A 16,398-nucleotide genomic window follows, 5' to 3' on the forward strand; every position below is an offset into this window, starting at 1 on the left:
AGCGAGTCCGACCCGCTCCGGACTCGCTATCAGGCATCCCCGGACCAGGGCGCCGGGCTGCCGAACAGGCGTCCCATGGCGCCACGCAAACCCATTTCCCGCAGTACTTCGAGTTCACCGAGGGTTTCCACCTGTTCCGCGATCAACGGTAGATCGATGCTGTGGGTGGTGCGATAGACCGCTTCGATGAACAACCGCTTGTCGCCTTCCCGGTCGACGGCGTGCAGGTAGCAGCCGTCCAGCTTGAGGTAGGCCAGCCCCAGATGGGTAAGGTTGCCGATCAGGCTGAAGCGGCCGCCGAAATGCTGCAGGCCGAGACCGCAGCCCAGTTCGCGCAGGACCTGGCTGAGGCGTTCCAGTTCGGCCGCGGCTGGCAGGTGCCGCTCGTCCAGTTCCAGGGTCAGCTGGCGCGCCTCCTGCGGATGCGCCTTGAGCAGGGCCAGTAGCGGGGCAAACGTCTGCGCATTGCGGACACTGGCGGCCGACAGGCTCAGCGCCAGCGGCCGTGGATGGCGCCGCAGGTGCTCCAGGCTCTGTTCGAGCATCGCCAGGTCCAGGCGCGCGGCCCAGCCGAAACGTTCTATCCAGGGCAGGAAGCGCCCGGCGGCGATGGCCGTGGCCTGCGGGTCGAGCAGACGCGCGAGGACCTTGTGGTGGAGGACGCGCTGGGTGTCCAGGCAGTCCACCACCGGCTGGAAATAGAGCAGCAGGCGGCGCTCCGTCAGGGCCTGGTCGATCCAGTCGTGCCAGTCCTGGCTATCGTTGAGCGCCGCGAGCGCGGTGCCGTCCTGGCTCGCCCAGGGCTGGGCGGGCTGGCTTTCGGCCTGGGCCAGGGCCTGGTCGGCACGGGCCATGAGATCCGCGGGCGAGTCGCCTTCGGCGAACGCGCTGATACCGAGATAGGCGACCGGCGTGAGATCGCTGGCACCGGTGCGGGCAAGGTTCTCCAGGCCTTCGCAGAGTTCCTCGGCCAGGCGTTCGGCCTGCTCGCGGGAGCAACCGGGAGCCAGCACGGCGAACTCGCCGCCGCGGCTGCGGGCCAGCAGCCAGTCGGCGCGCCCTTGCTGGCCGCAGGAGTCGACCAGCAAGCGGGCGACCGCCTGGATCAGTTCATCCGTGCGTTGCCCGCCGAGACGCTGGTTCAGCCCGTTCAGGTCGTTCAGGCGCAGCAGCAGGAGCTGCCCGGCATGCTCGTGCTCGCCGGCACCCAGCTGTTCGTTGAGGCGGGCGTCGAACAGGCGCCGGTTGGGCAGGCCGGTGAGACTGTCCTGGTAGGCCTGGGCGCGTAGCTTGTCGCTACGCGCGGCCTCCTCGGCGAACAGCGTGCGAAGTTTCTCCACCATCTGGTTCATCGCCTGCACCACGCGGCGCAGCTCCGGCGTGCGCGGCAGCCTGGGCAGGCTGAGGAATTCCCGCCGGCTGATGGCATGGGCCTGGCGCACCATCTGGTCGAGCGGGCGCAGTTGGCGGCGCAGCAGCCAGCCGCCAAGCAGCAGGCTCACCGCGCCGCAGGCCAGCAACCAGTAGAGGCTGCCCAGGGCGCTGTCCCACAGGCGCGCCAGGGCGAATTGCGGATGGCTGACCACCTCGACCCGCGCCGCCTGTTCCCAGCCGCGCATGATCAGCGCGTCGCCACCCTGGGGCTGGAGATCCACCAGGCGTTCGAACCAGCCGGGCACCGTACGCTCGGCATGCGCCTGCACGCGCTCGACCAGCGGCTTGCCGCTCTTGATGTCGATCACCCGGATGCTGGCGAAGTAGCCGCTGTCGAAGATCGAGCTGACCATCAGTTGCACCATCGCCGGGTCGTCCACGTGCGGCGTCAGGGACAGGCCGAGGGCGGTGGCGGCGTCCTGGGCGTGGGAGCGCAACTGGCCGCGCAATTGCTCGCGGGAGTTCTCCACGCTGCTGACGAAGCTGCCGCTGAAGGCGACGACGAGGAACAGGCAGATGGCGAGGAACAATTGCTTGAGCAGTGACATTCAATCCTCCTTGGGTGCGTCGAGGTCGAGGCCTTCGGCGCGCATCTTGGTCAGCAGGTCCTGCCAGCGCGACAGCTTCTTGCTGTCGCCGGTCCGGCGTCCGCCGTCGGCGCCGGGCAGCCAGAGGCCCTCGGCATTGAAGGCGTACACCGGCAACAGGTCGTCGCGTTGCGAAGCGGGGCGGATCTCGCCGATCAGGTTGTCCAGCACCAGTGGGTCGGCGCCCGGGCTGGCGTACCAGGTCAGCACCATGTGCGCCTGGTTCAGGCGCAGGGCCTTGACGTAGGTGATGCGCAGCTTGTCGCTGGCGACGCCGAGGCGACGCAGGGTCACGTACTTGGCGATGGCGTAGTCCTCGCAGTCGGCGGCGCCCTTGACCAGCGCCTCGACCGGAGTCGCCCAGTAGTCTTCCTGTCGCCAGATCTCGATGTCGTCGGTGAAGCGTAGCGATTGGTTGAAGAAGTCGTTGACCGCGCGCAGCTTGGCCGCTTCGTCGAGCGTGCCGCCCTGTTCGAGCAGGCGGCCCCAGTCGCCCAGGCGTGATTTCGCCGCGCCCAGCTCGCCGTAGCGCTGCTCGGCACGGCTCAGTATCGACTCCAGGTCCCACTGCGCCAGCGCCGCGCCGACTGCCAGCAGCAATGTCGTCGCCAGCGACAGCAGCCAGGGGGCGTAGGCCCTGGGGCAGGGCCGGCGGGCGCCGGGGGTTGGGGACATCGAGCGGGCTCCGGAAGGACTCAGCGAAGTCTACGAGAGCGCCGGGCGGCCTGCCAGCGCGGGGTGTCCGGCGAAACTGACAGGATTGTCATTCAGGGGTCAGGGTGGGGTCCCGCTGCGCTGCTTATAAAGAAGAACGAAGTCGGCCGCGCGAGGCCGGCGACTGGGAAAGGTGGACAGATGCAGGCGTTGCGCAGTGGTGGGGGGCGGGTCCTGGTGGGCGTGCTGGCGGCGGGCCTGGTCGCCTTCGGCGGTTGGGCATGGCTCGGCGGCGACGCCGGGGCGAAGGCGGCGCCCGCGCCGGCCAGGGTCCCGGTGAACGTGGCGCGGGTGGAGCGGCGCGACGTCGAGCAACAGGTCAGCGGCATCGGTACGGTGACTTCGTTGCACAACGTGGTGGTCCGCACCCAGATCGACGGCCAGTTGACCCGCCTGCTGGTGAGCGAAGGGCAGATGGTCGAGGCGGGCGAGTTGCTGGCGACCATCGATGACCGCGCCGTCGTCGCCGCGCTGGAGCAGGCGCAGGCCTCCAGGGCGAGCAACCAGGCCCAGCTGAAATCCGCCGAGCAGGACCTGCAACGCTACCGCAGCCTGTATGCCGAGCGTGCGGTGTCACGCCAACTGCTGGACCAGCAGCAGGCGACGGTCGACCAGTTGCGCGCGACCCTGAAGGCCAACGATGCCACCATCAACGCCGAGCGGGTGCGCCTGTCCTACACCCGGATCACCTCGCCGGTATCCGGCAAGGTCGGTATCCGCAACGTCGATGTCGGCAACCTGGTGCGGGTCGGCGACAGTCTCGGCCTGTTCAGCGTGACCCAGATCGCACCGATCTCCGTAGTCTTCTCCCTGCAACAGGAACAGTTGCCCCAGTTGCAGGCGCTGCTCGGCGGCGAGGCGGCGGTGCGCGCCTACAGCCGCGACGGCGGGAGCGCGCTGGGCGAGGGCCGGTTGCTGACCATCGACAACCAGATCGACAGTTCCACCGGCACCATCCGCGTGCGCGCCTCCTTCGATAACCGCCAGGCCCGGCTCTGGCCCGGGCAGTTCGTCGCGGTGAGCCTGCACACCGGGGTCCGGCGCGACCAGTTGGTGCTGTCGAGCAAGGCGGTGCGCCGCGGCCTGGAGGGTAATTTCGTCTACCGGGTCGCCGCCGACCGGGTCGAGGCGGTGCCAGTGCGGGTGCTCCAGGACATCGACGGCCTCAGTGTGGTGGAAGGCCTGGCCAGCGGTGACCAGGTGGTGGTGGACGGCCACTCGCGGCTGATGCCCGGCGCCCTGGTCGATATCCAGGAGCCGCGCCCGAGCCTGGCTCAGGCGGCGGAGCGGCAGCCGTGACGCCGCGCGCCGGGATTTCCGGCTGGTGCGTACGGCACCCGATCGCCACCGCGCTGCTGACCCTGGCCTCGCTGCTGCTGGGGCTGCTGGCGTTCCTCCGGCTCGGTGTGGCGCCGTTGCCGGAGGCGGACTTCCCGACCATCCAGATCAACGCCTTGCTGCCCGGCGGTAGCCCGGAAACCATGGCCTCGTCGGTGGCCACCCCCTTGGAAGTGCAGTTCAGCGCGATTCCCGGGATCACCGAGATGACTTCCAGCAGCGCCCTGGGCACCACCACCCTGACCCTGCAGTTCAGCCTCGACAAGAGCATCGACGTCGCCGCCCAGGAGGTCCAGGCGGCGATCAACGCCGCGGCCGGGCGGCTGCCGGTGGACATGCCGAACCTGCCGACCTGGCGCAAGGTCAACCCGGCGGACAGCCCGATCATGATCCTGCGGGTCAACTCGGAGATGATGCCGCTGATCGAACTCAGCGATTACGCCGAGACCATCCTCGCCCGCCAGCTCAGCCAGGTGAACGGCGTGGGGCAGATCTTCGTGGTCGGCCAGCAGCGCCCGGCGATCCGCATCCAGGCCCAGCCGGAAAAGCTCGCCGCCTACCAGCTGACCCTGGCCGACCTGCGCCAGTCGTTGCAGTCGGCCAGCGTCAACCTGGCCAAGGGCGCGCTCTACGGCGAGGGGCGGGTGTCGACCCTCGCGGCCAACGACCAGTTGTTCAACGCCAGCGACTATGACGACCTGGTGGTCGCCTACCGCCAGGGCGCGCCGGTGTTCCTCAAGGACGTGGCGCGGATCGTCTCGGCGCCCGAGGACGACTACGTGCAGGCCTGGCCGAACGGTGTGCCCGGGGTGGCACTGGTGATCCTCCGCCAGCCTGGGGCGAACATCGTCGATACCGCCGACGCGATCCAGGCCGCATTGCCGCGCCTGCGCGAGATGCTCCCGGCGACCATCGAGGTAGACGTGCTCAACGATCGCACCCGGACCATCCGCTCGTCGCTGCACGAGGTCGAACTGACCCTGCTGCTGACCATTGGCCTGGTGGTGCTGGTGATGGGCCTGTTCCTCCGCCAGCTGTCGGCGACCCTGATCGTCGCCACGGTGCTGGCGGTGTCCCTGAGCGCCAGCTTCGCGGCGATGTACGTGCTCGGCTTCACCCTCAACAACCTGACCCTGGTGGCGCTGATCATCGCCGTCGGCTTCATCGTCGACGACGCCATCGTGGTCGTGGAGAACATCCACCGACACCTGGAAGCGGGCGCCTCGAAGGTCGAGGCGGCGCTCAAGGGCGCGGCGGAGATCGGCTTTACCGTGATTTCCATCAGCTTCTCGCTGATCGCCGCGTTCATTCCCCTGCTGTTCATGGGCGGGATCGTCGGCCGGCTGTTCCGCGAATTCGCGGTCAGCGTGACGGTGGCGATCCTGATCTCGGTGCTCGCTTCGCTGACCCTGGCGCCGATGCTGGCTTCGCGCTTCATGCCGGCATTGCGGCATGCCGACGCGCCGAGAAAGGGCTTCGCCGAATGGCTGACCGGCGGATACGAGCGCGGCCTGCGCTGGGCGCTCGGGCACCAGCGGCTGATGCTGGTCGGCTTCGCCTTTACCGTGCTGGTGGCGGTGGCCGGCTACGTCGGGATTCCCAAGGGTTTCTTCCCCTTGCAGGACACCGCCTTCGTCTTCGGCACGAGCCAGGCTGCCGAGGATATCTCCTACGACGACATGGTCGCCAAGCACCGGCAACTGGCCGAGATCATCGCCAGCGACCCGGCGGTGCAGAGCTACAACCATGCGGTGGGCGTCACCGGCGGTAGCCAGAGCCTGGCCAACGGACGTTTCTGGATCGTCCTCAAGGACCGTGGCGAGCGCGATGTCTCGGTCGGCGAGTTCATCGACCGGCTGCGCCCGCAACTGGCGAAGGTGCCGGGAATCATGCTCTACCTGCGCGCGGCGCAGGACATCAACCTCAGTTCCGGACCCTCGCGGACCCAGTACCAGTACGCCCTGCGCAGCAGCGACAGCACCCAGCTGGCGCTCTGGGCGCAACGCCTCACCGAGCGCCTGAAGCAGGTGCCGGGGCTGATGGATGTGTCCAACGACCTGCAGGTCGGCGCCAGCGTCACCGCGCTGGACATCGACCGGGTGGCCGCGGCGCGTTTCGGCCTCAGCGCCGAGGATGTCAGCCAGACCCTCTACGACGCCTTCGGCCAGCGCCAGGTCGGCGAGTACCAGACCGAGGTCAACCAGTACAAGGTGGTCCTCGAACTCGATGCGCGCCAGCGCGGCCGCGCGGAAAGCCTGGACTGGTTCTACCTGCGCTCGCCGCTGAGCGGCGAGATGGTCCCGCTGTCGGCCATCGCCAAGGTCGCGGCGCCGCGCTCCGGGCCGCTGCAGATCAACCACAACGGCATGTTCCCGGCGGTCAACCTGTCCTTCAACCTGGCTGCCGGGGTGTCCCTCGGCGAGGCGGTGCAGGCGGTGCAGCGCGCCCAGGAGGAGATCGGCATGCCCTCGACCATTATCGGCGTGTTCCAGGGCGCGGCGCAGGCCTTCCAGAGCTCGCTGGCCTCGCAACCGCTGCTGATCCTCGCCGCGCTGATCGCGGTGTACATCATCCTCGGCGTGCTCTACGAGAGTTTCGTACATCCGCTGACGATCCTCTCGACCCTGCCCTCGGCGGGGATCGGCGCGGTGTTCCTGCTCTGGGCCTGGGGCCAGGACTTCTCGATCATGGCGCTGATCGGCATCGTGCTGCTGATCGGCATCGTCAAGAAGAACGGCATCCTCATGGTCGACTTCGCCATCGTCGCCCAGCGCGAGCAGGGCATGAGCGCGGAGCAGGCGATCTACCAGGCCTGCCTGACCCGTTTCCGGCCGATCATGATGACCACCCTGGCCGCGCTGCTGGGCGCGATACCCCTGATGATCGGCTTCGGCACCGGTTCCGAGCTGCGCCAGCCTCTGGGCATCGCGGTGGTCGGCGGGCTGCTGGTGAGCCAGGTGCTGACCCTGTTCAGCACGCCGGTGGTATACCTGGCCCTGGAGCGGCTGTTCCACCGGCGCGGGACGACGACCTCGGACGGCGGAACCGCTGGGGCGACGGCGACATGAGGCGTAACGGACGCGGCTTTCCTGGACGGCGGCGCGTGGCTAGGATGCAGGCAGGCATGCGTCCCGCCCGGGATGCGAAGGCGAACAGAGGATCGGGCGATAGATGCGGGTACTGATTGTCGAGGACGAGGCGAAGACGGCGGACTACCTGAACCGTGGCCTCAGCGAACAGGGGTTCACCGTGGACCTGGCGGACAACGGCATCGACGGTCGCCACCTGGCGCTCCATGGCGAGTACGACGTGATCGTGCTCGACGTGATGCTGCCGGGCGTCGACGGCTACGGCGTTCTGCGGGCGTTGCGCGAGCGGCGGCAGACCCCGGTGATCATGCTCACCGCGCGCGAGCGCGTGGAAGACCGGGTGCGCGGGCTGCGCGAGGGCGCCGACGACTACCTGATCAAGCCGTTCTCCTTCCTCGAACTGGTCGCCCGCCTGCAGGCCCTGACCCGGCGCGGCGGCAACCATGAAAGCCATTCGCAGATGCGCATCGCCGACCTGTCCATCGACCTGCTCAGCCGCAAGGTCTTCCGTGGCAACACCCGTCTGGAGCTGACTGCCAAGGAGTACGCGCTGCTCTGCGTGCTGGCCCAGCGCAGCGGCGAGATCCTGTCGAAGACGGCGATCGCCGAACTGGTCTGGGACATCAACTTCGATACCGACACCAATGTCGTGGAGGTGGCGATCAAGCGCCTGCGCGCCAAGCTCGACGGTCCGTTCGAGAACAAGCTGCTGCATACCATCCGGGGCATGGGCTACGTCCTGGAGAACCGTGCGCTGGCGGAGTCGGGCTGAGGTGGGCATGTCCTTGTCGACCCGCCTGGCGGGAATGTTCGCCGGCGCCGCGGTGGTGATCTTCGCCCTCATCGGCACCATGCTCTATTGCATCCTCGACCGCCAGACCGAGCGCCTGCAGCAGGGCGAGGTGGACGTGCGCTTCAACATGGTCTCGCGGATGCTCGACCATCCCGACCTGGCCGAGCGCTGGCCGCACCTGCAGGGCAAGCTGGACAACCTGAGCCAGGAGTACGAGCTGATCCGTTTCTGGATCGACAGCGACGACCCGCGCTATCACTACGGGCGCTTCAGCGAACCGGTGCAGCGGCTGATCGCCGATGGCGCCGGCCGCTACGAATTGGAGTTGCCGGAGCACCGGTACGCGCTGACTGCGCGGGTCGGCGTGTTGCCGGCGCGCGAGGGGCGGCCGCGGCTGACCTACGTCACCGCCATCGATAGCGCGGCGTTCCATGAGGCGCGGACCTCCACCCTGAAATGGCTGCTCGGCCTGTCCGCCCTCGGTGTGCTGCTGGCCTCGTTGCTTGGCCACTGGATCGCCCGCCTGGGCCTGTGGCCGGTGCATCGGCTGTCCGAGGAGGCCCGGCGGATCAGCCCGCGGCAGTTGTCGCAGCGCTTGCAGCTCTCGCCGCTGCCGGCCGAGCTGCGCGAGCTGGTGGGAGCGTTCAACGGCGCCCTGGACCGCCTGGAGCAGGCCTACGTGCGCCTGGAGTCGTTCAATGCCGACGTCGCCCACGAGCTGCGCACGCCATTGACCAACCTGATCGGCCAGACCCAGGTGGCGTTGTCCCGCGAACGCAGCGGCGAACATTACGAAGAGGTCCTGCAATCCAACCTGGAGGAGCTGGAGCGGCTGCGGGCGATCGTCAACGACATGCTGTTCCTCGCCCGCGCCGACCAGGGACGCCTGGCCTGCGAGCGCGAGGAAACCTCGCTGGCCGGCGAGATCGCCACCACGGTGGATTTCCTCGAGGTGATCTTCGACGAGGCCGGGGTCGGTATCGAGGTGCGCGGCGAGGCCCGCGCGCTGGTCGAGCGCGCCCTGTTCCAGCGGGCGGTGACCAACCTGCTGTACAACGCCGCCCAGCACACCGCCGCCGGCGGCACGCTGCGGGTCGGCGTCGAGCGGCGCGGCGACGAAGTGCGGGTGGCGGTGAGCAACCCCGGCGTGCCGATCGCCGACGAGCACCGCAGGCACCTGTTCGAACGCTTCTATCGGGTCGACGCGGCGCGCAGCAACAGCGAGGCCAACCACGGCCTCGGCCTGTCCATCGTCAAGGCGGTGGCGAGCATGCACGGCGGTTCGGTGTTCGTCGACAGCGCGGACGGCTGGAACACCTTCGGCTTCACCGTGCTGAGCCCCGAGCGGCGCGGGCCCGGCGACCGCTTGCCGCTGGGCGAGGGCGATCCGGCGCTGTCCTGAGCGGGCCATCAGGCGTCGTGCGGCGGGCGGGTCTTCTGGCGGAGGATATAGATGCTGACCAGTACCGCGCTGGTCAGCATGAAGCCCTGGGCCCAGGGGCGTCGGACCAGGTAGCAGGAAAGGGCGATGCTGGCCCACATCAGGCCGATGGCGTAGACCTTGCCCTTGAGCGGGATGCCTTCGCCGTCGAGATAGTCGCGGATCCACGGGCCGAGCCGTGGATGGCCGACCAGCCAGTGGTAGAAGCGCGGCGAGCTGCGCATGAAGCAGGCCGCCGCGAGGAGCAGGAAAGGCGTGGTCGGCAGCACCGGCAGGAAGATGCCGATCACGCCCAGGGCTACGCTTAGGAAACCCACGGCCTGGAGGCTATAGCGCACCCAGGCACGAGCGCTCGGGCGAATTTCCCGCTGCGCCACCGCGGCGCTCCTTAGTGCGTGCGCGGCTTGAGCAGGGCGGGCTTTTCTTCCGGCGCCTGGCAGAGCAGGAACAGGTTGGTCAGCAGGTCGGGAATCTGCGCGACCATGTCGTCCACCAGGTGGCGGTCGCGGGCGATCTCGTCGAACTCGGGCTGCTCGTCGAACAGGCCGGAGCCGACCATGATAGGCAGCAGCAGCTCGCTGACTTCCTCCTCGGCCTGCTCGAACCAGACTTCCTCGCGAAGGAACACGCCTTCCATGAAGCCGATGCACCAGCCGCGCAGGTCGGAGTCGTCCGGCTCGTCGCCGAGGTCGAGGTCGCAGGGCAGCTCGAGGTCTTCGTCGCTGGCCAGCACGCGGGTGATGTGCGCCTTGAGCTGCTCGAGGGAAGTCTCGATCTCCTGGCGCTCCTCATCGCTGCGGTAGTGCGGCGGTTCGGCGAACAGGGCGTCGATCCACTCCCGCTCCGGCACCTGCTCCGGGCAGATGGAGAGGGCGGTCAGGTAGCCGTGGGTCGCCACGTAGTCCAGCGCTTCTTCGTGCAGGTCATCGGCATCGAGGAAGGCTTGCAGACGGGACAGTTTTTCGGCGAAGGACATCAGGGTACTACCTCGGGAGGGATGCGGCTCTGGATTGTAGTCCAGACGGGACCTGCGGGCAAAGCGAGCGTGCCTGCTGCGGCGCCCTGGCGAGCGTTTCACGGACGCTCTCGGCGAAGTTGGCCCGGACCTTGCTCCATCCCTTGCGCAAGCCACGATGCAATCCCTTCGCAAATGGAGAATTCCCATGGCCGTCGCCCCTGGTGTGTTGTTGCCGCCGACGCCTGATGTAAAGCCCAAGGCCGCTGCGCCGAAGAGCCAGCAGAAAACGCCTGAGCCCAGTAACGACAAGACTTCCAGCTTCTCCGACATGTATGCCAAGGAGACCGCGAAGAAGCCCGCCGAGCGCGCCGACGGTCCCTCCAAGGGTTCGCGGGACAAGCCACGGGACGCCGGCAAGGACGCCGTCGAAGCGCAGCCGACGGATGCCGCCAGGCAGCCGGCCGTTGCCGAAGACGGCAAGCCTTTGCCGGCCGACGGCCAGGTCAAGGCCGACGGCGAAGATAAAGTCGAAACGCCGGTCGATCCGCTGCAATTGCTCGGCCTCGGCGGTGCCGTACCGTTGCTCGACGAGAATACCCAGGCGACTTTGCTGCCACCGGCCGTGCCGACGGCCAGCAGTGCTCCGGCCAGCCTTACCGAAGCCAGCAGCGACCCGACCCTGCTCAAGCTCAACGGCGTGCCGGCGGTGAACATGGCCCTGGAGCAGGGCGCCCAGGACGCCGCGCAGACGGCGAAAGGCGGGCCGGCGAAGAGCGCCGATCCCCGCCAGGCGAACCTCGGCGATGCCCTTGCCGGCCTGACCTCGGATTCCTTGACCAAGGCCGTCGACGGCAAGGCGCTCGAGGCCCAGTTGCAGCAGACCGCCGAGCCGGCCGTCGCCAGCGCCGCCTCCGAGAGCCTGCTGGAGAGCAAGGCGGAACCCCGCGGTGAACCTTTCGCGGCCAAGCTCAACGGGCTGACTCAGGCCATGGCGCAACAGGCCCTGACCAACCGTCCGGTGAACGGCACGGTGCCCGGCCAGCCGGTGGCGATGCAGCAGAACGGCTGGAGCGAGGCGGTGGTGGACCGGGTGATGTGGATGTCCAGCCAGAACCTGAAGTCGGCGGAGATCCAGCTCGACCCCGCCGAGCTGGGACGCCTGGACGTGCGCATCCACATGACCGCCGACCAGACCCAGGTGACCTTCGCCAGTCCCAACGCCGGCGTTCGCGACGCCCTGGAAAGCCAGATGCACCGGCTGCGCGACATGTTCAGCCAGCAGGGCATGAACCAGCTCGACGTGAACGTCTCCGACCAGTCGCTGGCGCGGGGCTGGCAGGGCCAGCAGCAGGGCGAGGGCGGATCGGCGCGCGGACGCGGCTTGGCCGGCGAGGCCTCGGGCGATGAGGAAACCCTCGCCGGAGTCAGCGAGATCCGCAGCCGGCCGGGTGCGTCGGCGGCGCGCGGTCTGGTCGACTACTACGCCTGAGGCGAACGACTGCATTTCCCCTTTGGGCCTCCTGCGGGAGGCCTTTCTTTTTCCGGAGCGGGCAATTTCGCAAAAGACGGGGATGATTTCCTGTGGCCAGGCTGTAATATCCGCGCCGTCTATCATCTCGGACAGCCCTCCGGGGCTGGTCCCAGGAGGCGGGGCGGCGTTGCAGAAATGGCACAACCCTTGCTCTGCCCCTGTGAAACCCTTCATTTGACGCTATAGCGACGGATTTTTGGCATGGCTAAGAAAGAGGCGACACCCGCCGACGCGGGGGCTCCGAGCGGCGGCAAGAGCAAGCTGAAGCTGATCCTGCTGATCGTGGTCGGCCTGCTGCTGGCGATCGGCCTGTCGGTGGGCGGCACCTGGTTCTTCCTCAGCAAGTCGCTGAAGGCCGAGAAGACCGAGGAAGTCGCCAGCGAGGCGGCGAAGCCGGGCAAGCAGCCGGCGCTCTACGAGATCCTGGCGCCGGCCTTCGTCGTCAACTTCAACCAGAACGGCCGGCAGCGCTACATGCAGGTCGGCGTCGCGTTGATGGGGCGCGACAAGGCGCAGATGGACGCATTGCGCGAGCACATGCCGCTGGTTCGCAATAAACTGGTGATGCTGTTCTCGAGTCAGAGTTTCGACTCGCTGGTGACTCCGGTGGGCAAGGAAATGCTCCGCCAGCAGGCGACCGCTGGATTGCAGGAACTGGCCAAGAAGGAAACCGGCCAACTGGCTATCGAACAAGTGTTGTTCACCAATTTCGTGCTGCAGTAGGTATCCCATGGCCGTGCAAGATCTGCTTTCCCAGGATGAAATCGACGCGCTGTTGCACGGCGTCGACGATGGCCTGGTGGAAACCGAAGTCGAGGCGACGCCGGGATCGGTCAAGTCCTATGACCTGACCAGCCAGGACCGCATCGTCCGGGGCCGCATGCCGACCCTGGAGATGATCAACGAGCGTTTCGCCCGCTACACCCGCATCAGCATGTTCAACCTGCTGCGCCGTTCGGCCGACGTCGCGGTCGGCGGCGTGCAGGTGATGAAGTTCGGCGAGTACGTGCACTCGCTGTACGTTCCCACCAGCCTCAACCTGGTGAAGATGAAGCCGCTGCGCGGCACCGCGCTGTTCATCCTCGACGCCAAGCTGGTGTTCAAGCTGGTGGACAACTTCTTCGGCGGCGACGGCCGCCACGCCAAGATCGAGGGCCGCGAGTTCACCCCGACCGAACTGCGGGTGGTGCGGATGGTGCTGGAGCAGGCCTTCGTCGATCTGAAGGAAGCCTGGCAGGCGGTGCTGGAGATGAACTTCGAGTACGTCAACTCGGAGGTCAACCCGGCCATGGCCAACATCGTCAGTCCCAGCGAGGTGGTGGTGGTCTCCACCTTCCACATCGAACTGGACGGCGGTGGCGGCGACCTGCACATCACCATGCCCTATTCGATGATCGAGCCGATCCGCGAGATGCTCGACGCCGGTTTCCAGTCCGACCACGACGACCAGGACGAGCGCTGGATCAAGGCCCTGCGCGAGGACGTGCTGGACGTCCAGGTACCGCTCGGCGCCACCGTGGTCCGCCGCCAGCTCAAGCTGCGCGACATCCTGCACATGCAGCCGGGCGACGTGATCCCGGTGGAGATGCCGGAACACATGGTGATGCGCGCCAACGGCGTGCCCGCCTTCAAGGTCAAGCTGGGCGCCCACAAGGGCAACCTGGCGCTACAGATTCTCGAAGCGGTCGAGCGCTCGCGCTGACCGCTTCCCCCGGAGGAAAGACGAACCATGGCAGACGAAGAAAAAGTGACCACCGAGGAACAGGCACTGGCCGACGAGTGGGCGGCGGCGCTGGCCGAGGCGGGCGACGCCAGCCAGGACGACATCGATGCGCTGATGGCCCAGGGCGGCGCGACTCCCGTGGCGGAGTCGAGTACCCCGCGGGCGCCGATGGAAGAGTTCGGCGCTTCGCCGAAGGCACCGACCATTTCCGGCCTGGAGGGGCCCAACCTGGATGTGATCCTGGACATCCCGGTGACCATTTCCATGGAGGTCGGGCATACCGACATCAGCATCCGCAACCTGCTGCAGCTCAACCAGGGGTCGGTGATCGAACTCGATCGCCTGGCCGGCGAGCCGCTGGACGTACTGGTCAACGGCACCCTGATCGCCCACGGCGAGGTGGTGGTAGTGAACGAGAAGTTCGGCATCCGCCTGACCGACGTGATCAGTCCCAGCGAACGCATCAAGAAGCTGCGCTGACATGCGTCGCTACCTGTTCGCCGGCTTCCTGCCGGCACTCGCCTCGCTGAGCGCGCCGCTGTGCGCCGCGGAGGGGACGACGGGTGCCGCCGCGCCGACGGTGGGCGCCGCTTCCGGCGCCGCCGCGCAACTGGCCCAACTGGTGCTCGGCCTGGGCCTGGTGATCGGCCTGATCTTCCTGCTCGCCTGGCTGGTGCGCCGGGTGCAACAGGCCGGTCCGCGAGGCAACCGCTTGATCCGCACCCTCGCCAGCCAGCCGCTGGGTCCGCGCGACCGGCTGGTGCTGGTGCAGGTCGGTGAGGAGCAGATCCTGCTCGGCCTGACGCCCGGCCGGATCACGCCGTTGCACGTGCTCAAGGAGCCGGTACACCTGCCGGACGGCGAGCCGGCCACGCCGGAATTCGCCCAGCGCCTGCTGGAGCTGCTGAACAAGGACCCCAAGGGCAAGCCATGACTCCGCGCATCTCCCTGGCCGGCGCGCTCGCCGCGCTCTGCCTTCTGCTGCTGGCGCCGTGGCCGGCGCTGGCCGCCGACCCGACATCGATCTCGGCGATCACCGTGACCACCAACGGCCAGGGCCAGCAGGAGTATTCGGTCAGCCTGCAGATCCTGCTGATCATGACCGCGCTGAGCTTCATCCCGGCGTTCGTCATGCTGATGACCAGCTTCACCCGGATCATCATCGTCTTCTCCATCCTGCGCCAGGCGCTGGGCCTGCAATCGACGCCGTCGAACCAGGTGCTGGTGGGGCTGGCGCTGTTCCTGACCATGTTCGTCATGGCCCCGGTGTTCGACAAGATCAACAGCCAGGCCCTGCAGCCCTACCTGAACGAGCAGATTCCCGCCCAGGAAGCCCTGCAAAAGGCCGAGGTACCGCTGAAGGCGTTCATGCTGGCGCAGACTCGCACCTCCGACCTGGAGCTGTTCGTCCGCCTGTCCAAGCGCACCGACATCGGCAGCCCGGAGGCGACGCCGCTGACCATCCTGGTCCCGGCCTTCGTCACGTCCGAGCTGAAGACCGCGTTCCAGATCGGCTTCATGATCTTCATCCCGTTCCTGATCATCGACCTGGTGGTGTCCAGCGTGCTGATGGCGATGGGCATGATGATGCTGTCGCCGCTGATCATTTCCCTGCCGTTCAAGATCATGCTGTTCGTCCTGGTGGATGGCTGGGCGCTGATCATCGGGACGCTGGCGGGCAGTTTCGGCACCGTCTAGCGGTGCCGCCGGCTTGACGCGCCGCTGGCGCGCTGGAGAGAGACATGACCCCTGAGGTGGCACTCGACCTGTTCCGCGAGGCGTTGTGGCTGACGGCGATGATCGTCGGCGTGCTGGTGGTTCCGAGCCTGCTGGTCGGTCTCGTGGTGGCGATGTTCCAGGCCGCCACCCAGATCAACGAACAGACCCTGAGCTTCCTGCCGCGCCTGATGGTGATCCTGCTCACCCTGATCGTGCTGGGTCCCTGGCTGCTGCGGCAGCTGATGGAATACACCCAGACGCTGATCGGCAACATCCCGCTGCTGATCGGCTGATGCTGGAGCTGACCAACGCGCAGATCGGCGGCTGGATCGCCAGCTTCGTGCTGCCGCTGTTCCGGGTCGCGGCGCTGCTGATGACCATGCCGGTGATCGGCACCCAGCTGGTGCCGGTGCGGGTGCGACTGTACCTGGCGCTGGGCGTCTGCGTGGTGCTGGTGCCGAACCTGCCGCCGATGCCGCAGGTGGACGCGCTGAGCATGAAGGCCATGCTGCTGATCGGCGAGCAGATCCTGGTCGGCGCCTTGCTCGGCTTTTCCCTGCAGTTGTTGTTCCACGCCTTCGTGATCGCCGGGCAGATCATCTCGATGCAGATGGGCCTGGGCTTCGCTTCCATGGTTGACCCGGCCAACGGCGTCTCGGTGCCGGTGCTCGGCCAGTTCTTCACCATGCTGGTGACGCTGCTGTTCCTGGCGATGAACGGACACCTGGTAGTGTTCGAGGTAATCGCCGAGAGCTTCGTCACCCTGCCGGTGGGCGAGGGCCTGAGCGGCAACCATTTCTGGATCATCGCCGGCAAGCTCGGCTGGGTGATGGGCGCGGCACTGCTGCTGGCGCTGCCGGCGATCACCGCGCTGCTGGTGGTGAACCTCGCCTTCGGCGCCATGACCCGCGCGGCGCCGCAACTGAACATCTTCTCCATCGGCTTTCCGTTGACCCTGGTGCTGGGCCTGGTGATCCTCTGGATCGGCACCGCCGACCTGCTCAGCCAGTACCAGGTGCTGGCCGGCGAGGCCCTGCAATTCCTCCGTGAACTGGTGCGGGCGAAATAGCC

16 protein-coding genes are annotated in these 16,398 nt (G+C 67.6%); 12 read left to right on the plus strand and 4 right to left on the minus strand.

What is annotated here, in order from left to right:
• Nucleotides 1-29: 29 nt before the first annotated feature.
• Together lapD and lapG are read right to left on the minus strand one after the other, a co-directional pair.
• Nucleotides 30-1,982 carry a cyclic di-GMP receptor LapD gene (gene lapD / locus FHW81_RS15390; protein WP_023090701.1) on the minus strand — a complete coding sequence of 651 codons (1,953 nt, stop codon included), beginning with the start codon at nt 1,980-1,982 and terminating at the stop codon, nt 30-32.
• Nucleotides 1,983-2,696, minus strand: coding sequence for a cysteine protease LapG (gene lapG, locus FHW81_RS15395; protein ID WP_023090700.1), 714 nt, complete (start codon nt 2,694-2,696; stop codon nt 1,983-1,985).
• A gap of 180 nt (nt 2,697-2,876) precedes the next feature.
• On the opposite strand from lapG, the gene mexM reads away from it, so the two are divergent.
• From mexM to FHW81_RS15415, 4 genes are all read left to right on the plus strand, one after another.
• Complete coding sequence (gene mexM / locus FHW81_RS15400; RefSeq protein WP_106120583.1) at nt 2,877-4,034, plus strand: multidrug efflux RND transporter periplasmic adaptor subunit MexM; 1,158 nt, start codon at nt 2,877-2,879, stop codon at nt 4,032-4,034.
• Nucleotides 4,031-7,141, plus strand: coding sequence for a multidrug efflux RND transporter permease subunit MexN (gene mexN, locus FHW81_RS15405; RefSeq protein ID WP_003083027.1), 3,111 nt, complete (start codon nt 4,031-4,033; stop codon nt 7,139-7,141). Before mexM ends, mexN begins: the two co-directional genes overlap by 4 nt.
• 103 nt (nt 7,142-7,244) lie before the next feature.
• Nucleotides 7,245-7,934 (plus strand): heavy metal response regulator transcription factor, encoded by a 690-nt coding sequence (locus tag FHW81_RS15410; RefSeq protein WP_003083028.1) that lies wholly within the window; start codon nt 7,245-7,247, stop codon nt 7,932-7,934.
• Entirely contained in the window at nt 7,912-9,357 is a 1,446-nt protein-coding gene (locus tag FHW81_RS15415; protein ID WP_003083034.1) for a sensor histidine kinase, read from the plus strand. Before FHW81_RS15410 ends, FHW81_RS15415 begins: the two co-directional genes overlap by 23 nt.
• Before the next feature lie 8 nt (nt 9,358-9,365).
• Here FHW81_RS15415 and FHW81_RS15420 read toward each other — a convergent pair whose 3' ends face one another.
• Both FHW81_RS15420 and FHW81_RS15425 read right to left on the minus strand, forming a co-directional pair.
• Nucleotides 9,366-9,773, minus strand: coding sequence for a YbaN family protein (locus FHW81_RS15420; protein ID WP_003087079.1), 408 nt, complete (start codon nt 9,771-9,773; stop codon nt 9,366-9,368).
• 11 nt (nt 9,774-9,784) lie between these two features.
• Nucleotides 9,785-10,372 carry a YecA family protein gene (locus FHW81_RS15425; protein WP_003083037.1) on the minus strand — a complete coding sequence of 196 codons (588 nt, stop codon included), beginning with the start codon at nt 10,370-10,372 and terminating at the stop codon, nt 9,785-9,787.
• Nucleotides 10,373-10,559: 187 nt separating this feature from the next.
• Here FHW81_RS15425 and FHW81_RS15430 point away from each other — a divergent pair, with 187 nt between their 5' ends.
• The 8 genes from FHW81_RS15430 (at nt 10,560) to fliR (ending at nt 16,396) form a co-directional block, all read left to right on the plus strand.
• The gene (locus FHW81_RS15430) at nt 10,560-11,843 is read left to right on the plus strand and encodes a flagellar hook-length control protein FliK (RefSeq protein WP_171893890.1); all 1,284 of its coding nucleotides are present in this window, start codon (nt 10,560-10,562) and stop codon (nt 11,841-11,843) included.
• Between the two features lie 243 nt (nt 11,844-12,086).
• A complete protein-coding gene (gene fliL / locus FHW81_RS15435) occupies nt 12,087-12,608 on the plus strand; it encodes a flagellar basal body-associated protein FliL (RefSeq protein WP_003083042.1) in 522 nt (173 codons plus the stop codon).
• 7 nt (nt 12,609-12,615) lie between these two features.
• Complete coding sequence (gene fliM, locus FHW81_RS15440) at nt 12,616-13,587, plus strand: flagellar motor switch protein FliM (protein ID WP_003083045.1); 972 nt, start codon at nt 12,616-12,618, stop codon at nt 13,585-13,587.
• Between the two features lie 27 nt (nt 13,588-13,614).
• A complete protein-coding gene (gene fliN, locus FHW81_RS15445; protein ID WP_003118680.1) occupies nt 13,615-14,088 on the plus strand; it encodes a flagellar motor switch protein FliN in 474 nt (157 codons plus the stop codon).
• A 1-nt stretch (nt 14,089) separates the two neighbouring features.
• Nucleotides 14,090-14,542, plus strand: a complete 453-nt coding sequence (gene fliO / locus FHW81_RS15450) for a flagellar biosynthetic protein FliO (protein ID WP_003083051.1) — start codon at nt 14,090-14,092, stop codon at nt 14,540-14,542.
• Nucleotides 14,539-15,306, plus strand: a complete 768-nt coding sequence (gene fliP / locus FHW81_RS15455; protein WP_003083052.1) for a flagellar type III secretion system pore protein FliP — start codon at nt 14,539-14,541, stop codon at nt 15,304-15,306. Before fliO ends, fliP begins: the two co-directional genes overlap by 4 nt.
• A 44-nt stretch (nt 15,307-15,350) precedes the next feature.
• On the plus strand, nt 15,351-15,620 hold the full coding sequence (gene fliQ / locus FHW81_RS15460; protein ID WP_003083053.1) for a flagellar biosynthesis protein FliQ: 270 nt from the start codon (nt 15,351-15,353) through the stop codon (nt 15,618-15,620).
• Entirely contained in the window at nt 15,620-16,396 is a 777-nt protein-coding gene (gene fliR, locus FHW81_RS15465) for a flagellar biosynthetic protein FliR (RefSeq protein ID WP_003083054.1), read from the plus strand. Before fliQ ends, fliR begins: the two co-directional genes overlap by 1 nt.
• The last annotated feature ends 2 nt before the right edge of the window (nt 16,397-16,398 follow it).

Origin of the sequence: Pseudomonas sp. RC10-4-2 (assembly GCF_050433085.1) — a bacterium.
GTDB lineage: Bacteria > Pseudomonadota > Gammaproteobacteria > Pseudomonadales > Pseudomonadaceae > Pseudomonas > Pseudomonas aeruginosa.